Below are 19,000 nucleotides of genomic sequence, written 5' to 3' on the forward strand. Positions count from 1 at the left end.
CGCGCCCGGGCGGACCTGGATCGTCCAGGTGGATGACGGCTCAGTGGCCGTGGCCCACGAAGGCGGCCGCCGGTCTGCCCTTCGGCACCAGGACGAGCGAGATGACGGCCGCGGCGCCCGCCGCCACCGCGCAGAGCGTCAGCCCCGAGGTGAACCCGCCGATTCCCGCCGCACCGGCTGCCACATTGGGGGCCAGGCTGGCGGCCGCCACCGTGGAGACGACGGCCACCCCGATGGAGCCGCCCAGTTCGTGGAAGGTGTTGATCACGCCCGAGGCGACGCCGGTCTCCCCGTGCGGGACGTTGGCCATGGTCGTCGTGGTGGCGGTGACGAACGCCGGGCCGATGCCGAACGCCGCGATGACGAAGCCGGGCAGCAGGGTGGTGTAGGCGCTCGTCTCCGGTGAGATCCGCGTCATGAGCGCAGCCCCCACGGCGGTCAGCACGAAGGCCGCGACCGCGATCGGCCTGCCGCCGACCTTCCCGATCAGGTGGCCGCCGAGGTGGGCGCCGAGGGTGATGGCGATGGCGACCGGCAGGAACGTCAGCCCGGTCCGCAGGGCGCTGAAGCCGAGGACGTGCTGGAGGTAGAGCGAGCTGAGGAAGAACAGTCCCAGCATGAGACCGGTGGCCAGCAGCATGACGAAGGTGCCGGAGATCACCGGGCGGCGGGCGAGGGTCTCCGCCCTCATCAAGGGATTGCGGGCGGTGCGCTCGATCAGCACGAACCCTCCGTAGATCACCACCGCCCCGAGCAGCGGGACGAGCGTGGCCCAGGCGCTCCAGCCGGCGTCTCCCGCGGTGACGAGGCCGTAGATGAGCAGGGCGGTGGCCAGGGTGACGGAGAGCGCGCCCGGTATGTCCAGCCGCTGCCGCTTCCCGTGTGGGCTGCCGGCGTCGACGAGGGACGGAATGGCCACGAGCAGGATCACGCCGATGGGGACGTTCACGAAGAAGACCCACTTCCAGCCGGGGCCCGCGGTGAGGACGCCGCCCAGCAGCACGCCGAGGGCCGCCCCGGTGCCGCCGATGGCCGCCCACACGCCCAGCGCGCGATTGCGTCGCTCGCCTTCGAACGTGGTGGTGATGAGGGCGAGCGCGGAGGGGGAGAGCAGCGCGGCGCCGACGCCTTGCAGCGCCCTGCCCGCCACCAGCAGCGATCCGGTCGTGGCCAGCCCGCACAGCAGCGACGCGAGGCTGAAGAGGGCCAGCCCCGCCGGCATCGTCCGCCGGGCGCCGACCGCGTCGGCCAGCCTGCCGCCCAGCACCATGAGCCCGCCGAAACAGAGCGTGTAGGCGGTCACGACCCAGGTGAGCGCCTCGCGGGTGAGCGCCAGGTCGGTGCCGATCGTGGGCAGCGCGACCTGGACCACGGTGATGTCGATGATCAACATGAACTGCGCCAGGCAGAGCAGGACCAGTACGGCCCAGCCTTTGTCCTTCATGCGTCCTCCATAACTTGAACATTGATGTACGGCTTAATGGAACCATACCGGCGTAGGGTTCCGATATGCCGGGTAGGGGTTAGAGCTGGAGCAGTTTGTCCGGGGTGATGGGCAGGTCGCGCACCCTCTTGCCGGTGGCGTGGTAGATCGCGTTGGCGATGGCCGCCGCCACGCCCACGATGCCCAGCTCGCCGATGCCCTTGGCGCCGAGCGGCGTCTGCGGGTCGGGCAGGTCCACGAAACGGACCTCGATGTCCGGGACGTCGGCGTGCGTGGGGATGTGATACTCGGCCAGGCCGGCGTTGACGATCCGGCCTGAGCGCTCGTCGAGCAGTGTCTCTTCCATCAGCGCCATGCCGATGCCCTGGATGATGCCGCCGCGCATCTGGCTCGCGGCCTGCTTCGGCGAGACGATGCGACCGCCGTCGAACGCGCCGACCCAGCGTGAGACCCGTACCTCGCCGGTGTCCTCGTCGACCCGCACCTCCGCGAAGTGCGCGCCGTAGGTGCTGGTGCCTCGCTTGATCGTCTGGAACGGCAGCGCCGACCTGCCCGTCACCTCCACATGGTCGCGTCCGGCCCGCTCCAGAATCCGCCGGTACGTCTCCCCGCGACCGTCCCGGGTGAAGAGCCCCTCGTCACGCGTCTCCACCTCCTCGGCTCTGCGCCCGGCCAGTGGTGTGTCCTCGGCGAGCTTGAGCAGTTCGCGTACCAGCTCGTCGCGGGCCGACCAGATGGCCGAGGCGAGGGTGGTCGTGGCGGCCGAGGCTCCGGGGATGCGGGTCTTGGCCACGTCGGAGTCGCCGTGCAGGAAGCGGATCCTGTGCATGGGGACGCCGAGTCGCTGGGCCGCGGCCTGGGTCTGGGCGGTTGAGGTGCCGGCGCCGAGCTCGTTCGTGCTGCTGTGGATGGTGACGGTGCCGTCGGCGGAGAGCCGGAGCTTGACCGCGGCGACGAGTACGGCGTCTGGGTTGATGGCGGCGGCCATGCCCTGTCCGACGAGCCAGTGCCCGTCGCGGGTCGCGCTCGGCGTGGGGGCGCGCTCGCCCCAGCGGAACGCCTCCGCGCCGAGCGCGTATGCCTCGCGCAGGTGACGGCTGGTGAAGCGGCGGCCGGAGATCGGGTCGCGGCCGGGTTCGTTGCGCAGGCGTAGCTCGAGCGGGTCGAGGCCGAGTTCCCAGGCGAGCTCGTCCATGGCCGACTCCAGCGCGAACGACCCCGGGGTCACGCCCGGGCCGCGGAAGAAGGCGTTCTGGATGCGGTCCACCCGTACGACCCGCTGGTGCGCGGCGATGTTGGGGCACGCGTACAGGTGCCGGGAGGAGGCGATCGCGGCCTCGGCGAACTCGTCCGTCGTGCAGGTGGCCAGGGCGTCGTGCACGATGGCGGTCAGGCGTCCCCGCTCGTCCGCGCCCAGCGCGATGCTGCTGCGGGTGGGCGCCCGGCCGCCGGTCATGTGGAACGTGTTCGTACGTGACAGCACGAGCTTGACCGGGCGGCCCGCCAGTCTGGCGGCGGCCACGGTGAGCGCCACGTGCGGCCAGGCGGGCGTCTTGCCGCCGAAGCCGCCGCCTATGTAGGGCGCCAGCACGTGGACCCGGCGCAGCGGCAGGCCGAACTTCTTGGCCAGCATCTCCTTGACCCCGTAGGGGTACTGCGCGGTGTCGTGGACGGTGAGTTCGTCGCCGTCCCAGGCGGCCACGGTGGCGTGGGGTTCCAGCGCGTTGTGGTACTCGAGCGGGGTGGTGTAGACGCCTCGCACGGTGACGGCCGCGTCGGCCAGCCCCGCGCGCACGTCGCCGACCACGGTCTTCGACTCCTCCAGTACGGAGTGTGCCGGCGTGTAGGCCCCCTCGTCCGTCATCGACAGCCGTGCGGGCTCGTGGGCGTACTCGACCTTGACGAGCCGGGCCGCGTGCTCCGCCTGCTCCTGCGTCTCGGCCACGACGACGGCGACCGGCTGGCCGTGCCAGAAGACCCGGTCCGTGTTCATGATCGGCAGGCTCATGGCGGCAGCGGCGACCGGGCCTTTGAGCGTGGCGTACGCGCCGGTGGGCTTCATCGGCGGCGCGTTCTCATGGGTCATCACCAGCACCACGCCGGGTGCCGCGAGCGCCCGGGAGGAGTCGACGGCGGTGATGCGGCCCTTGGCGATCGCGCTGGGCACGGGGACGGCGTAGGCGAGCCGGGCGAGGGCGTGGTCGGCGGTGTACCGGATGCCGCCCGACACCTTCGCCGGACCGTCGAGCCGGTCGACGTCGCGGCCGATCTCGCCGGTCCGGGCGGACAGCGGGTCGTGGCGGCCGTCGGGCAGGAGTCTGGCCACCTTGCCCATGGCTCGCGTGGCGAGGCTGAAACAGCGTGCGGCGACGTTCATGAGCGACCTGCCAGTTCGATGAGGGTACGCCGGACCAGCCGCCGGGCCAGTTCGACTTTGAACGCGTTGTGCTCCAGCGGGGCCGCTCCGGCGACCGCCTCCTCGGCGGCCCGCCCGAACGCCTCGCCCGCCGCCGCCTCGCCCGCCGCCGCCTCGCCCGTCGCCGCGCCGACCAGGAGCTCCTCGGCCGCGTACGCGCGCCACGGCCTGGGCGCCACCCCGCCGAGCGCGATACGTGCCCTGGCGATCCGGCCGTTCTCGACCCTCAGTGACGCGGCGACGCTCACCAGCGCGAACGCGTAGCTGGCCCGGTCCCTGACCTTGACGTAGTCGCCGGGGCCCGGCTGCTCCGGCGGCAGGTCCACGCTTGTGACGAGTTCGCCTTCGCGCAGCACCGTCTCCATGTGCGGTGTCTCGCCGGGCAGGCGGTGGAAGTCGGTGATCGGCACGCTCCGTTCGCCGTCCTGGCCGGTGAGGTTGACGGTCGCGTCGAGCGCTGCCAGCGCCACGCACATGTCGGACGGATGCACGGCGACACAGCTCGGGCTTGCCCCGAGGACGGCATGCGTGCGGTTGAACCCGTCGAGCGCAGCACACCCCGCGCCGGGGGCCCGCTTGTTGCAGGCGGCGTGGAGATCGTAGAAGTAGCGGCAGCGCGTCCGCTGCAGGAGGTTCCCGCCGACCGTCGCCCGGTTGCGCAGCTGCGGCGAGGCCCCTTTCAGCAGCGCCCGCGCGAGTACGGGATAGCGCCTGCGGACCCGGTCGTCGGCGGCGACCTGCGAGTTGCTGGCCAGCGCCCCCAGGCGGAGCCCGCCGTCCGGCAGGTCCTCGACGGCGGACAGCGGCAGACGCGAGATGTCCACGACCAGCTCGGGCGTCTCCACCTCCTCCCGCATGAGGTCGAACAGGTTCGTCGCGCCGGCCAGGTACCTCATCTGAGGTCCCGCCAGCCGGACCGCTCCGGACACGTCCGCCGCGCGGACGTAGGCGAACTCCCTCATGCCCCGGCCACCTCTCTGACGGCGGCCACGATGCCGTTGTAGGCGCCGCACCGGCACAGGTTGCCCGCCATCCGCTCCCTGATCTCGGCATCGGTGAGCACCACCGGCGCGGTCAGGTCCCCGGTCTCGGCGCTCGGCCGGCCGTCGCGGTGTTCGGCCAGCATGGCGACGATCGAGCAGATCTGTCCGGACGTGCAGTAGCCGCACTGGAAACCGTCGTGCGTCTGGAACGCCTCCTGCACCCTGGCGCCCAGCCCGTGGCCCGCCATGGCCTCGATGGTGACGATCTCCATGCCGTCGCACTGGACGGCCGGCGTCAGACACGAGTTGATCCGCTCGCCGTCGGCCAGAACCGTGCAGGCGCCGCAGGCGCCCTGGTCGCAGCCCTTCTTCGTGCCGGTCAGACGCAGGTGCTCGCGCAGGCAGTCGAGCAGGCTGACGCGGGGGTCGAGGGACAGGTCGTGCGCCTGCCCGTTCACGTGCAGGTGGACCGGGATATGGCCAGTCATCCAACCCTCCAATTATCTCGTACATGGATGTACGAGTTACTGAGGGCACCATACCCCATTGTTCTATACACCATAGGGGTATAGGGTCTCCGGGCGAGAGTGGCCGATTGAGTGGAGAAGATAACGATGTCGGAATCGATGCACCATGCTGGACACGACCCCCACGACCCCGGTACGGGTGGCGACCATGATGATCACGGGCATGAAGCGCATGCGATGAAGGCGACCTGGGGGGTGGCGGCGTCCGCGACGTTGCACTGCCTGACCGGTTGCGCCATCGGCGAGGTGCTCGGCATGGTGATCGCCACGGCGCTGGGCTGGGGCAACGGGCCCAGCATCATCCTGGCCATCGTCCTGGCGTTCTTCTTCGGCTACGCGCTCACGCTCCGCGGCCTCATCCGCGCCGGCGTGGACTGGCGTACGGCGCTGCGGTTGGCGCTGGCCGCCGACACCCTGTCGATCCTCGTCATGGAGATCGTCGACAACGGCGTCATGCTGACCATCCCCGGTGCCATGGACGCCGGTCTCGGGACCGTGCTGTTCTGGGGCGCGCTGGCGTTCTCGCTGCTGGTGGCCTTCCTCATCACGACCCCGATCAACAAGTGGATCATCGGACGGGGGAAGGGGCACGCGGTGGTCCACGCCTACCACCACTGACGCCCGCCCCCGCGATCACCGCAGCCCGCCGGGCCTACGACGGCCCGGGGGATTCCTGCCCCTAGGCAGGGCCGGCGGCACGCTGTTTTCTAGGGGTTTCCCGATGGTCAGCCACTAAATAGCATGACCACGAATATGGGGGGTGGAGCGCCGGCACGTTGGTTGCCGGCTTCTTCACGATGGGCCGAAACACGTACGTCTACCGGATGCGGATGAACGATCGAAGGGCCTTTCCATGCCTACATCGCTATTGACCATCACGGATGCGGCCGTCATCTCGACCGACAAGACCCGCATCGGCTACCGCAGCGTGGGAACCGGGCCGGCCCTTGTCATGGTCCAGGGGGCCATGGGCACGTGCGAGAACTTCGTCGAACTGGCCGGCATGCTCTCCGGCTCCTTCACCGTGATCCTGCCCGACCGTCGCGGCCGCGGGCTGAGCCCGCGTCCGTTCGAGCCCGGCCATCAGGTCGCGCGAGACGTCGAGGATCTCGCCGCGGTGCTCGACGCCACCGGCGCGACCGACGTCTTCGGGCTCAGCACCGGCGCTCTGGTGGCTCTCGAGGCCGCCCGCGCGCTGCCCGGCATCCGGCGCGTGGCGGCCTTCGATCCCCCCATCTACCTCGACGGCCTGCCGGCCAGGCTCATCGCCCGCTTCCACCGCGAGGCCGCCCGTGACGACGTGCCCGGCATGCTGATCACCGCCATGAAGGTCACCCGCCTCGCCCCGCGGCTGGTCGAGCTCATTCCCCGGCGCCTCCTGGAGGCCGGCATGCGCCTCGCCCTGCGCCGCGAGGCCCGGGGAGAGCCGGGGCGTTACGCCTCGACAGAGCAGCTGGCCCGGGCGCTTCCCTACGAGGTCGCCATCGTCGAGGAGCTCCAGGACATCATGCGCTTCGCCGCCATCGACGCCGAGGTCCTGCTCCTGGGCGCCGAGCAGAGCCCGGCGTACATGCGAGCGGGACTGGCCGCCCTGGCCGGCCTCCTCCCCGCGGCCGAGCGCGTCGAGCTGGCCGGTGTCGGCCACGGCGCCGCCTGGAACGCCGATCGCGGCGGTGACCCCCAGGCGGTGGTCCCCGCCCTGCGCCGCTTCTTCGGTCCCCAGCCGGACTGAGCGCGTCCCCGCGCTGCGGGTCGGGTCAGTCGGGCAGCCCGGTGTGGTCCTCGTCGTAGATGTCCGAGGCCGATCTGACGATGAGCGGGTCGGGCGTGCCGACCACCTCGTGGTCCTTGTTGTCGTACTCGAACAGGCTGAGCACGTGGCGCATCGCCTCCAGCCGTCCCCGCTTCTTGTCGTTGCTCTTGATGACGGTCCAGGGCGCCTCAGGCATGTCGGTGTTGAGGAACATGTCCTCCTTGGCGGCGGTGTAGTCGTCCCATCTGTCGAGCGAGGCCAGGTCCATCGGGGACAGCTTCCACTGCCGCACGGGGTCGACCTGGCGGATGATGAAGCGGGTGCGCTGTTCGGAGCGGGTCACCGAGAACCAGAGCTTGACCAGGTGGATGCCGTCGCGCACCAGCGCCCGTTCGAACTGCGGGGCCTGCAGCATGAACTCCCGCCATTCGGCTTCGGTGCAGAAGCCCATCACCCGCTCGACCCCGGCCCGGTTGTACCAGGAGCGGTCGAACAGGACGATCTCCCCGGCCGCGGGCAGATGGGCGATGTAGCGCTGCAGGTACCACTGGGTACGTTCGCGCTCTGACGGCTTCTCCAGCGCGACCACGGTGGCGCCGCGGGGATTGAGGTGCTCCATGAAACGCTTGATCGTGCCGCCCTTGCCCGCCGCGTCGCGGCCCTCGAAGAGGATGACCAGCCGCTCGCCGTTCTCCTTGACCCAGTACTGCAGCTTGAGCAGCTCGATCTGCAGCAGCCGCTTGTACTGCTGGTACTGCTCCCGCCCCAGGCGTTCCTGGTACGGGTAGTGCTCGCGCCAGGTGTCGACCCGGGTGCCGTCGGGGCGCAGCAGTACGGGATCGTCGTCGTCGCTGTCGTCCACCAGCAGGCCCGGCGTCGAGTCCAGAAGGAACACCTCATCCACGTCAACCGCCTCGCCTCTCTCGTGCTTCGGCCCCCCGTACCCGCCAGATCGTCAGTGGAACTGCGGGACGATGAACCGGCCGTGAACCCCGAGCGGACACCGGACGACGGGGCCGGCCCCCGCCTTCGGCTGATCTACCGATGCGGGGCTGACGGGACGACCCCAGAAAGCGGACAATAGGGATAAACCACTTGGACGTGAGGGGAACTCCAATGGTTGACATCGATGTTCCGATCTGGGCCGCCCGGCTGCGGGTCCTGCGCCGCGCGCGGCTGTGGAGCCGCCGGGAGCTGGGAAGGCGCCTGGACGACGCGGCGGACGAGACGTCGCGTGATCAGCTGCCCGCGCCGGAGGCGCTCAGCTCGCTGATCCACCTCTGGGAGACCGGCGAGCGGCGGCCGGACGAGTCGCACGCGGAGTTGCTCTGCCGGACGTTCGGCCTGGGGGAGGGGGACCTGTTCGTCGGGGACGCGGCCGGCACCACGCTGTGGCACTACCTCACGGGCATCCCGCTGCAGTCGGGCATGTTCCCGGCAGAGGAGGAGGAGCGCACCGGCCGGGCGATCGAGGCGCCCCAGCGGGCCGACGAGGAAACGGTGCGTTACTTCAGGACCGTACTCGACGCCTACAGCCGGACCGATCTGCGGCCCGCCGACGTGATCAACGTGCTGCAGCCGGTCTTCGCCGGGATCGAGGAGTTCCACCGCGACGCCGGTCCGTCCGTCAGGCCGGCCCTCCTGGGGCTCGCCGCGGAGAACGCGGAGCTGATCAGCCGCATGTACCACGAGGCGGGTGACCCTGACGGGGCGCTGGCGTGGTCGGACGAGGCCATCCGTGACGCCCGTGAGGCGGCGGACGCGCCGCTGGAGGCGTACACGCTGGCCCAGCGGGGCGGTCTCTCCGACACCGCCGGTGCTCCCGGCCGGCTCGTCGATCTCGCCGTCGCCGCCCGCGAACGCGCCGAACTCCCGCCGCGGGTGGACGCCCTGTCACGGCATCACGAAGCGCAGGGTCACGCCCTCGCCGGGGACGTGGACATGTGCCATCGCCGCCTGGAGGAGTCGGCGCAGTCGCTGGAGGAGCCGGGCGACGACACGCCCTACCGGTTCGACAGCTCGGCAGAAGCGCGCCACGCGCTCTGCGCCGGGTGCCTCATCGATCTCGGGCAGGCCGGCGGCGCGATCGAGATCCTGGAACAGGAGCCGCCGAAGGCGCAGCCGACGTACGCCATCGCCTACGCCATGGCCCGCATGGCCCACGCGTACGCCGACGCCCATGAAGGGGAGCGGTGGGCCGAGACGGCCCGTCAGGCCCTCGCTCTGGCCCGGCAGAGCGGCGCGTCGCGGGCGCTGCGGGAGCTCGCCAGGGTCCAGGTTCCGCACCAGGACGTGCGGCACCGGCGCATCCTGCTGTAGCCGCCACCCGGACCTGGGTAATGAGTTCTTTTCCCGTTATTGGTTCCAACCAGTAACGTCCGGAGCTTTGCTGAAGGGACCAACCGTTTCGAGCTTCTTGCTGAATGAAGAGTCATGGCCCGTTCCCGTATCGTCTTCTCGCTCTCGCTGGTCGCGGCCATCGCGCTGGTGGCGCTGGTGCTCGGCGTGGTGGGCGGCCGGGCGACGAACTCGGCCGGACGGCCGGAGGGCGGCGGCTCGGCAGGGGCGGCGAGCGGCAAGAAGATCGACGTGATCATCAAGGCGAGCGACTCCTCGTTCTGGCAGACGATGATCGCCGGCGCGAAGCAGGCGGGCGGGGACTTCGGTCTCCACGTGAGCACCTTCGGCCCGACGTCCGAGACCAACATCGACCAGCAGGTGCAGCTGGTGGAGAACTCCATCTCCCGAGGCGTGGACGGGCTCGTCATCGCGCCCAACTCCTCCAGCGCCCTGAACTCGGCGATCGACCGGGCACGCAAGGCGGGCCTCAAGGTCATCACCGTGGACAGCCGCGTGACCACGGCCTCGGAGGGGTTCATCGGCACCGACAACGTCAAGGCCGGGACGCAGGCGGGCAAGCGCATGTGCGAGCTGCTCAAGGCGCAGAACAAGACGAGCGGCAGCGTCATGATCGAATCGTCCGTGGCCGGCATCCAGTCACTCGTCGATCGGGACGCCGGCTTCAAGCAGGGCATCGCGAACAACTGCCCGCAGGTCAAGGTGGCGCTGCAGCGCTACAACAACAACGACATCAACACCGCGGCGTCGCAGGTCAACGACGCGCTGACCGCCGACCCGAGCCTGGCGGGGGTGTTCGCCGACAACAACACCTCGGGTGTCGGCGCGGCCCGGGCGATCCAGGACAACCACGCCACCGCGACGGTGCCCGTCGTGGCGTTCGACTCCGACCCGCAGGAGAACGCCGCGCTGGCCGCCGGCACCATCGACGCGCTCGTGGTGCAGAACCCCTACTTCTTCGGCTACCAGGGCGTGCTCGCGGCCGGGATGGCCACGGTCGAGCGCATCCCGCCGCGTGACATCGATCCAGGGGCGGTCGTGGCCGACACGGAGAACATGACAGCGCCCGATGTGAAGCAGCTGCTCAACCCGCCGACGATGAAGGCGGGATGATGGCGCGTCCGGTCGTCGAGCTGCGCGGCGTCTCCAAGGCGTTCGGCTCCGTCCAGGCGCTCAGCGACGTCTCGCTCCGCCTGCTGCCCGGCCAGGTGCACTGCCTCGCCGGGGAGAACGGCGCGGGCAAGTCGACCCTGATCCGGGTGCTGACGGGCGCGCTGCGCCGCGACAGCGGCAGCTACGAGATCGACGGCCGGCCGGTCACCGCGCCGACCCCGGCATCACTCCGTACGGCCGGTGTCCAGGCCGTCTACCAGGAGCTCAGCCTGCTGCCCCACCTGTCGGTCGCGGAGAACCTGTTCATGGGCCGCCTTCCGGCCCGCACCGGGATCATCGCCAGGAGCCGGCTGCAGTCCCAGGCCAGGAAGGCCCTCGACGAGATCGGCCTGACGGAGCTCAGCCCGCAGGCGATCGTCGAACGGCTCCCGGCGGCCACGCGCCAGCTCGTGGAGATCGCCAAGGTGCTGACCGCGGAGTCCGTCAAAGTGATCGTCTTCGACGAGCCGACCACGGCGCTCACCGAGGCGGAGTCGGAGCGGCTGCTCCAGCACATCCTGCGGCTGCGCGAGCGCGGCCTGGCGATGCTCTACGTGACCCACCGGCTTGAGGAGATGTTCGAGATCGGCGACTGGGTGACCGTCCTGCGGGACGGGGGCCTGTCCGAGGCCGGGCCGATCAGCGACTACGACGAGGACCGGCTGATCACCGCCATGGTCGGCCGGGAGATCAGCTCCCTGTATCCGGAGACCCACCGGCACGCGGGAACGCCCGCGCTGCGGGTCCGGGGGCTGCGCCGGTTCGACCGCTCGCCGAGCATCGACCTGCACGTCGGGGCCGGGGAGATCCTCGGCATCGGGGGACTGCTGGGGGCGGGACGGAGCGGGCTGCTGCTGTCCGTCTTCGGCGCCGCTCCCATCGTGGCCGGGCAGCTGGAGGTCGCGGGCAGGCCGGTGAAACCGTCCGGACCGCGCGCGATGATGAACGCCGGGGTGGGGCTCCTCACCGAGGACCGCAAGGTGCTGGGGCTGCTGCCGGAGCTGTCGATCCGGGAGAACGTCACCATCGCGAGCCTGCGCAGCGGCTCCCGCCGTGGTCTCCTGCCCGGCCGCGAACAGGCCGAGGAGGCCGACCGGCTGCTCGACAGCCTGCGGCTGCGCGCCGGTTCGTACGACCAGCCGGTCTCGACGCTGTCCGGCGGCAACCAGCAGAAGGTGCTGCTCGCCCGATGGCTGCTCACCAAGCCGAAGGTGCTGATGTTCGACGAGCCCACGAAGGGCATCGACGTCGGGGCCAAGGGCGAGCTCTACACCGTCATCGGTGACCTGGCGGCGAGCGGGCTGGGGATCATCGTGGTGTCGTCGTACCTCCCCGAGCTGCTGGGACTCGCCGATCGCATCCTGGTGCTGCGGGACGGGGCGGTCGCGGGCGAGCTGCCCGGGTCCGCCACCGAGGAGGACGTGCTGCGCCTGGCGAGCGGCAGCGGAGGCGGCGAGCCCCCGGCCGCTCCTCCGGGCGATCAGGGAGGGACGGGCCGAGATGCCTAGGCTGATCTGGCGTGAGCCGATCGAGACCACGACGATCACCAGCAGGCCGCCCGGCGGCGCGGCGGACGACGCGGCGGCGCAGGCGCCCGGCGCGAGGCCCCGGGTCATCACGCTCGGGGACATCGCCGGACGGGAGAGCGGCGGCCTGGTCGTGCTGCTCGTGGCGATCGGCGCCCTCACGCTCGCCAGCGACGAATTCCTCACCGGCAACAACCTGGCCAACCTCGCCCGCCAGGTCGCCATCTTCGCGATCATCGCGGTCGGCCAGCTCCTGGTCATCCTGACGGCCGGGATCGACCTGTCGGTCGGGTCGGTCCTCGGCCTGGCAGGAGCCTCCACCGCGCAGTTCCTGGTCGCCGGCGTGCCGATCGTGCCGTCGATCCTGCTCGGCGTGGGGATCGGCACCGGGCTCGGGATCGTCAACGGCCTGCTGGTGACCCGGGCCCTGCTGCCGCCGTTCATCGCGACCCTGGGCATGCTCGGCATCGCCCGCGGAATGGTCCTGCTCAGCACCGACGCGCAGACCATCCAGGGTGTGCCGGACGCGTTCCAGACCATCGCCAACGGCACGGTCCTGGGCATCCCGAACCTGCTCATCATCGCCGCCGTGGTCACCGCCGTGGTGTGGTTCGTGCTCACCCGGACGGTCTTCGGCCGCTACATCTACGCCGTCGGCTCCATCCCGGAGTCGGCCCGCCTCGCCGGCGTCCCCGTCCGCATGGTGACGATCTCGGTCTACATGATCTCGGGCCTGCTCGCCGGCCTCGGCGGGGTGCTGCTCGCCTCCCGCCTGGGAGCGGGCATCCCCACCGCCGGCACCGGCTTCGAGCTCAGCGCGATCGCCGCCTGCGTCATCGGCGGCGCCAGCCTCTTCGGCGCGAAAGGCAGCGCGATCGGCGCCGCCACCGGAGCGCTGATCATGGGCGTGCTCAACAACGGCGGCAACCTCCTGGCGATCAACGCCTTCTACCTCCAGATCGCCATCGGCGTGCTCATCCTCGTCGCGGTCGGGTTCGACCAGCTGAACACCCGCCGGTCGGCCGCGGGCGGCTGACCCAGGCGCCTTCTCCGGCCGGTGCCTCACATGACGGTGATCTCCGTGCCCAGACCGGCGGCCGGCGCCAGGTCGCCGGTCGCCGGCTCGTAGCGTGCCGGCGCATGGTCGACGCGGGCGAGGCGCAGGCGGGCGAGCCCGTTGAGCATCATCGCCTGCCCGAGGCTGTCGCCGGACGCATGCGCGCTGCGCAGGGCGATCTCGTGCGTGGTGCGCCATTCGTCGTAGCGGCCGCGGGTCTCGAACAGGTGCGTGGCGGCGGAGGCGAGTTCCCAGCACAGCTCGTACGCGCCCAGCGCCGCGCTCTGGCTGACCGCCGCCACGATGCCCGCTCGTTCGGAGTCCACCCAGGCGAGCGGGTCCCGTACGAGGCGTTCGGCTGTCTCAGAACCGGGCGACCAGAGGACGCTGCGGGCCCGCTGTACGGGGTGGTCTCCGCCGCACCACCGGAGGTGCGCCTGGCGGGTGAGGGCGAGCCAGGCGCTCAAGGCGCGTCGCACCGCGGCGAGACGTTCGTCCTCGGGCTCGTCGGCCTCGGCGCATTCTCGCGCGTACGCGCGCGTCAGGTCGTGGAAGCGGAAGCGCGTCTGCCCCGTCCGGTCACGGCCGGCGACGTCGAGGAGGCGGACGTCCACCAGCTGCTCGATCAGGTCCTCGGCCTCGGTGTGCGGCAGGTCGAGCAGGGCGGCGGCGGCCCAGGCGGCGAAGTCGGGGGCCTCCAGCAGGCCGAGCAGGCGGAACAGCCTCCGTGCCGGCGGGTTCAGCTCCTGGAGGCCCACGGCGAGGCCGTCCCGGACCGACAGGGAGCCGTGGGTGAGCCGGCGTAGGCGGCCGCGGCTGTCGCTCAGCCTGGTGACCAGCTGGTCCAGCCCCCAATGCGGCCGGGCCGCGAGCTGGGCGCCGGCGATCCGTACCGCCAGCGGCAGGCCACCGCACAACCGCACGAGCGTGCCGGCCTCGCCCGGGGCTCCGGCCGCCCGCTCGGGGCCGATGAGGCTCCGCAGGAGTTCGAGCGCCTCACCGGGCGGCATCAGCGGCAGATCGATCATCCGCGCCGCGGGCAGGGCGGTCAGGCGGCGCCTGCTGGTGATCAGGACCGCGCACCCCGGCGTGCCCGGCAGCAGCGGGGTGAGCTGTCCTTCGTCCGCCGCGTCGTCGAGCACCACCAGGTAGCGCCGGTTGGCCAGCCGGCCGCGGTACAGTTCCGCCCGCTCCTCCAGCCCCGCCGGGACGGCGGCGCCGTCGATCCCCAGCATGCGCAGGAGCCGGCCCAGCGCCTCCTCCGGGGCTGTGGGACGGTTGTCCTCGCCGCGCAGGGTGATGTACAGCTGCCCGTCGGGGAAGTCCCGCCGGAGGCGGTGGGCGACGTGGACGGCCAGGGCGGTCTTGCCCGCCCCCGCCTGGCCTGAGATCACGCACAGGGGCAACGTCGGCGTCGTCCTCACGGCGCCCTCGGACGCCGTCGCCCGCTGCCGGCCCGGGCAGAGCGCCTCGATCGCGGACGACAGCTCCGCTTGCCTGCCGGCGAAGTCGGCGATGTCCGGCGGCAACTGGCAGATGCCCCTGCCCTGCGGCCCGGACGTGATGGACGGCAGGTTGCCGCCGAGGATCATGGCCTGCAGGCGTTTGAGGTCCTCCCCGGGTTCGACGCCCAGCTCCTCCACGAGCACGTCGCGGGCCTGACGGTAGGCGTCCAGCGCCTTGTCCCGCTGCCCGGCGCGCGCGTACGCCAGCATGAGGAGATACCACGTTCTCTCCCGCAGCGGCTGCTCGGTCAGCAGGCGGCGGAGATCACCGGTGACCTCTTGCGAGTGCCCCAGACGGAGTTTCAGCTCCGCGTAGTCGAGGCGCGCCTGCGTGCGCCACTCCTCCACCTCGGCGAGGCCGGCGAGCAGGTCGTCCCTCAGCGGGATGCCCTCGGCGGGCCGCCCGCGCCACAGCGCCAGCGCGTGCTTGAACCGCTCGACCGCGGACTCGGTCTCGCCCCTTTCGGCCTCCAGCCGGGCCAGCCGTACCTCCTGGTCGAACGTGAGCAGATCGACCTCCTCCGTTCCGGCCTGCAGCAGGTAGCCGGAGCCCTTGGTGAGGAGGCGGGTCCCCGTCGGCAGCGACTTTCGCAGCTGCCCGACGTACGTGTGCAGGTTGGAGACCGCCGAATGAGGAGGTTTGTCCCACAGTGCGGCGATCAGCCGGTCCTTGGACACCGTGGTGTTGACGTTGAGCAGCAGACTGGCCAGGACCACGCTCTGCTTGCCGCTCAACTCGATGGACTGCGTCCCGCCCACGCGGACGCATACCGGCCCCAAGATACCGAAGGTCACTTTAGTCAAACCGTGCTCCCGCTCGTGATCAACCCGAACAGCGACCGCTGGCCACCTTCCGGCACAGCCGCATACGGGGCGCATGCTCACAAGACGGCCGATATGCGGACACGACGGGCCGCCGCGGGACGCTCAGAGTCCGGCGAGTACGCCGTGCTGCGCGGGCGCGCCGAGCTCGGCCAGCACCGCCTGCGCCCGCCGCCGGGCGGAACGGGCGCCGCGCGCGTTACCCGTCCGCTCGCGTGCCCGCCCCAGGACGATCAGCGCACGGGCCAGGTCGAGCCGCTGACCGGTGCGGGCCAAGGTGCGCACCGCCAGCTCGCACTGCCTGACGCACTGGTCGTACTCGCGCTCGCCGAGATCGGCGACGGCCAGCGCGATCCGCGCCCTGCCCACGCTCAGGACCCATCCCTGAGCCGCCCTGCGCAGCGCGGACCCGGCGTGGGCGCGGGCCTCCCGGTAGCGGCCCTCACGGGAGGCCAGCTCCGACAGAGCGAGCGCGGCCTCGACGCCGCCCTGGCGGTGACCGAGGTCCTCGGCCTGGCGCCAGGCGGCCCGTAGCCGGTCACCGGCCGGCTGCCCGAGGCAGAGCTCCGCGCGTGCCAGGCCGATGAGGGCGAGGACCTCATGACCGTGGTCCTCGATCTGTCTGGCCAGGGCGAGCATCTCCCTTCTGGCCAGCAGCGCCTGCAGGTGCCGCTCGGCGTCGGCGTGCACGGCGGCTATCCCCTCCAGCGCCGTCACCTGCCCGTACACCATCCCGGCCGACGAGCCGAGCCTCAGCGCGCGCCGCAGAATGGGCAGGGCCTCGCCGAGCCGCCCCTGCTCCTGCCGGACCATCCCGAGCCCGACCAGCGTCAGGGCGTGCAGCTCCTTGGGGCCGATCTCCTCGGCCATGACGATCGCCCGTTCCAGGCACTCCTCCGCGTCCGCCAGCTTCCCCAGCTGGCGCAGCATCACGCCGAGGTTGTTGACGCTGGAGGCCTGGCGCCCCCTGTCGCCGATCGACTCGTAGATCCGCAACGCGTGGCGCGTCTTGGTGACGGCCTGCCTGGACGAGCCGACCAGGGCGAGCGCCGTGCCTTCGGCGCGGAGGGCGTCCGCTTCGCCGCTTCGCCATCCGGCCTTGCGGCAGGAGGCTGTCGCGCGGCCCAGTTCCTCGGCCGAGAGCCGGTAGTCGCCGGTGCAGACGTGCGCCAGGCCGAGTGACAGGCGCATGGCGGCCTCGCCGAGCACGTCGCGGTCCCGCTGCGCGCTCGCGAGCCCGAGCCGGGTCAGGCGCAGCCAGACGGGCAGCCAGCGCTTGCGGTAGAGCACGGCGCGCATGGCATGCGCGAGCCGCCAGACGATCCCGTCCATCCGCAGTTCGGCGGCGTGCTCGATGGCCGCGGTGACGTTCACCCACTCGCTCGTGAGCCACGCGTCCGCGTCCTTGGGGGAGTCGAAGCGTACGGCGGGCGGCCCACTCTCGCCCGGTGCATCGTCGAGCAGGTCGACCGGGCGGGAGTAGGCCACGTCCGCCACCGCGGCGACGCTGTGCAGGTAGAACTCCAGCAGGCGGAGGACGGCGGCGCGGTCGTCCTCCGTGGTGCCCGACTCGCGCGCGAACTCCGCCACCAGGTCGTGGCAGGTGTAGCGGCCCGCGCCCGTCTCGGTGGCCAGGTGGACCCGGGTGAGGGCGTTCAGCAGGGCTTCCGCCTCGGCGACGCCCACGTCGGCGAGGGCCGCCGCCGCGCGGGTGGTGATGCCGTCACCGGGGACCAGGTTCATCAGGCGGAACATCCTGCGGGCCGCCGGGGAGAGCGCCTGGTACGACAGCGACAGCGCCTGACGCACGGCCGCGCCCTCGTCCCCCTCGATGTGCAGCCCCGTCAGCCGTCCGTGCTCCGTCAGCTGCTTCACGTAGCCGGCGATCGTCAGGTGCGGATGATCGGCCAGGCGGGCGCCGGCGACCCGGAGCGCGAGCGGCAGTTGCCCGCACAGGCGGACCAGTTCGGCGGCGGCGTCCGGTTCGGCGTCGATCCTGCCGCGGCCGGCGGTGCTCGCCAGGAGTTCAAGGGAGGACTCAGGAGGCAGGCCGTCCAGCGCGACGCGCTGCGCCCCCTCCAGCGCCACCAGGCCGGTGAGCCGATCGCGGCTCGTGACGAGCGTCAGGCAGCTCGGCTCGCCAGGCAGCAGGGGCCGCACCTGCGCGGAGCCGGCCGCGTTGTCCAGCACGATGAGCATCCGGCGTCCGGCCAGCGACGATCGGTAGAGCGAGAGCTGCGCCTGCGGGTCCACCGGCACGTCCTGAGCCAGGTGCCCCAGGGCGATGAGCAGCCGCGCGAGTGGATCTGCGGTGGCCGGGCCCTGGTCGAAGCCATGCAGGTCGAGGAAGAGCTGCCCGTCGGGGAACAGGTCCGCGTGTTCGTGCGCCCAGTGCAGCGCCAGGCTCGTCTTGCCGATGCCCGCGGGGCCGACGATGGCGACCGTTCTGGCCGCTCCCTCGCTGATCAGGGTGAGCCGGTCGAGCTCGGCCTGCCGGTCGAGCAGCCGGCCGGGAGCGAACGGCAGCTGGCGGGGCCTGGCCGGCGCCGCCGACGACTTCGCGCGCAGCAGCCGGCCGTGCAGCTCGCGGAGCGAAGGGGCCGGCTCCGTGCCGAGCTCCTCGCGCAGGTGGTCGCGGAGCCTGTGGTAGACGTCCAGGGCCTCGGCCGTCCTGCCGGTCTCGGCCAGGGCCCGCATGAGCTGAGCGTGCGGACGCTCTCTGGAGGGGTGGGCGACGACGACGGCCCGCAGTTCTGTGACGACCTCGGCCGGTCGCCCCTGGGCCAGCATCAGCTCCGCCCGCTCCTCGACCGCGGTGGCGTGCAGCTCCCGGAGCCGCGCGACCGCGGCCTCGGCGAACGGGTGGTCGATCTCCGGCAGCGGTGGGCCGCCCCACAGGGCGAGTGCCTTCTCATAGAGGGGCAGGGCGTACTCCGCGGTGGCGCGCCGCGCCTGACCCACGAGGTCGGCGAACACCTCGGAGTCAAGCTCGCCAGGTCCCACGTGGAGGATGTAGCCGCGATCGCTGGTGGTGATCAGCGCGCTGCCGCACGCGGCCCGCAGCTTGGCGATCAGCATGCGGATCCTGGAGCGGTACGTATCGGGTACGGCCTCGCCCCACAAGACGTCCGCCAGATAGTCGGCCGACACCGGGACGCCGGCGTTCAGCAGCAGCACCGCCAGCACCGTCCGCTGCTGGGGCGGCAGCAGGATCTCCGTTGTCTCGATCATGACCTTCACGCCGCCCAAGATCCGGAAGCCGTGGGTCGTTCTCGACATAACGGGACTTTAAGCGATCATCAACCGCTCGGGTGGGCATTCAGGGAGGAAAGTCGGTCGCGGACCGCGCTGCTGGAGTGGATAGGCAGCTCGATGTCCCTGGCATCCGAGCGCCGCGGGGCCGATCCGACCCGAGAGGCAGGCGCTTCGGCCCTATCGGCAAAGGACGTTGGTCCTG

13 protein-coding genes are annotated in these 19,000 nt (G+C 71.5%); 6 read left to right on the forward strand and 7 right to left on the reverse strand.

Annotation, left to right across the window (positions count from 1 at the left end):
• Window positions 1–40: 40 nt before the first annotated feature.
• The 4 genes from ABD830_RS28725 to ABD830_RS28740 all read right to left on the reverse strand — a co-directional run bounded on the left by ABD830_RS28725 (window position 41) and on the right by ABD830_RS28740 (window position 5,331).
• Window positions 41–1,444, reverse strand: coding sequence for an MFS transporter (locus ABD830_RS28725; RefSeq protein WP_344993927.1), 1,404 nt, complete (start codon window positions 1,442–1,444; stop codon window positions 41–43).
• A 79-nt stretch (window positions 1,445–1,523) separates the two neighbouring features.
• A complete protein-coding gene (locus ABD830_RS28730) occupies window positions 1,524–3,821 on the reverse strand; it encodes a xanthine dehydrogenase family protein molybdopterin-binding subunit (protein ID WP_344993930.1) in 2,298 nt (765 codons plus the stop codon).
• On the reverse strand, window positions 3,818–4,822 hold the full coding sequence (locus ABD830_RS28735; protein WP_344993934.1) for an FAD binding domain-containing protein: 1,005 nt from the start codon (window positions 4,820–4,822) through the stop codon (window positions 3,818–3,820). The genes ABD830_RS28730 and ABD830_RS28735 overlap by 4 nt, the downstream gene beginning before the upstream one ends.
• Window positions 4,819–5,331, reverse strand: coding sequence for a 2Fe-2S iron-sulfur cluster-binding protein (locus ABD830_RS28740; RefSeq protein ID WP_344993937.1), 513 nt, complete (start codon window positions 5,329–5,331; stop codon window positions 4,819–4,821). Before ABD830_RS28740 ends, ABD830_RS28735 begins: the two co-directional genes overlap by 4 nt.
• A gap of 216 nt (window positions 5,332–5,547) precedes the next feature.
• Between ABD830_RS28740 and ABD830_RS28745 the strand changes: the two genes are divergently transcribed.
• Window positions 5,548–5,988 (forward strand): DUF4396 domain-containing protein, encoded by a 441-nt coding sequence (locus tag ABD830_RS28745; RefSeq protein ID WP_344993940.1) that lies wholly within the window; start codon window positions 5,548–5,550, stop codon window positions 5,986–5,988.
• Window positions 5,989–6,223: 235 nt separating this feature from the next.
• Window positions 6,224–7,102 carry an alpha/beta fold hydrolase gene (locus tag ABD830_RS28750; protein ID WP_344993942.1) on the forward strand — a complete coding sequence of 293 codons (879 nt, stop codon included), beginning with the start codon at window positions 6,224–6,226 and terminating at the stop codon, window positions 7,100–7,102.
• 25 nt (window positions 7,103–7,127) lie between these two features.
• Here the strand turns inward: ABD830_RS28750 and ppk2 are convergent, their stop codons facing one another.
• Window positions 7,128–8,027 (reverse strand): polyphosphate kinase 2, encoded by a 900-nt coding sequence (gene ppk2, locus ABD830_RS28755; RefSeq protein ID WP_344993945.1) that lies wholly within the window; start codon window positions 8,025–8,027, stop codon window positions 7,128–7,130.
• A gap of 212 nt (window positions 8,028–8,239) precedes the next feature.
• On the opposite strand from ppk2, the gene ABD830_RS28760 reads away from it, so the two are divergent.
• The 4 genes from ABD830_RS28760 (at window position 8,240) to ABD830_RS28775 (ending at window position 13,195) form a co-directional block, all read left to right on the forward strand.
• Window positions 8,240–9,442: an NsdA family TPR-like regulatory protein gene (locus tag ABD830_RS28760; RefSeq protein WP_344993948.1), complete on the forward strand. Its 1,203-nt coding sequence runs from the start codon at window positions 8,240–8,242 to the stop codon at window positions 9,440–9,442.
• A 114-nt stretch (window positions 9,443–9,556) separates the two neighbouring features.
• Window positions 9,557–10,594 carry an ABC transporter substrate-binding protein gene (locus tag ABD830_RS28765; protein ID WP_344993951.1) on the forward strand — a complete coding sequence of 346 codons (1,038 nt, stop codon included), beginning with the start codon at window positions 9,557–9,559 and terminating at the stop codon, window positions 10,592–10,594.
• Window positions 10,591–12,141, forward strand: coding sequence for a sugar ABC transporter ATP-binding protein (locus ABD830_RS28770; protein ID WP_344993954.1), 1,551 nt, complete (start codon window positions 10,591–10,593; stop codon window positions 12,139–12,141). The genes ABD830_RS28765 and ABD830_RS28770 overlap by 4 nt, the downstream gene beginning before the upstream one ends.
• Entirely contained in the window at window positions 12,134–13,195 is a 1,062-nt protein-coding gene (locus ABD830_RS28775) for an ABC transporter permease (RefSeq protein ID WP_344993957.1), read from the forward strand. The genes ABD830_RS28770 and ABD830_RS28775 overlap by 8 nt, the downstream gene beginning before the upstream one ends.
• 26 nt (window positions 13,196–13,221) lie before the next feature.
• Here ABD830_RS28775 and ABD830_RS28780 read toward each other — a convergent pair whose 3' ends face one another.
• A complete protein-coding gene (locus tag ABD830_RS28780; RefSeq protein WP_344993960.1) occupies window positions 13,222–15,516 on the reverse strand; it encodes an AfsR/SARP family transcriptional regulator in 2,295 nt (764 codons plus the stop codon).
• Window positions 15,517–15,648: 132 nt separating this feature from the next.
• A complete protein-coding gene (locus ABD830_RS28785) occupies window positions 15,649–18,822 on the reverse strand; it encodes an AfsR/SARP family transcriptional regulator (RefSeq protein WP_344993963.1) in 3,174 nt (1,057 codons plus the stop codon).
• Between the last annotated feature and the right edge of the window lie 178 nt (window positions 18,823–19,000).

Source organism: Nonomuraea helvata, from assembly GCF_039535785.1.
GTDB classification, from domain to species: Bacteria; Actinomycetota; Actinomycetes; order Streptosporangiales; family Streptosporangiaceae; genus Nonomuraea; species Nonomuraea helvata.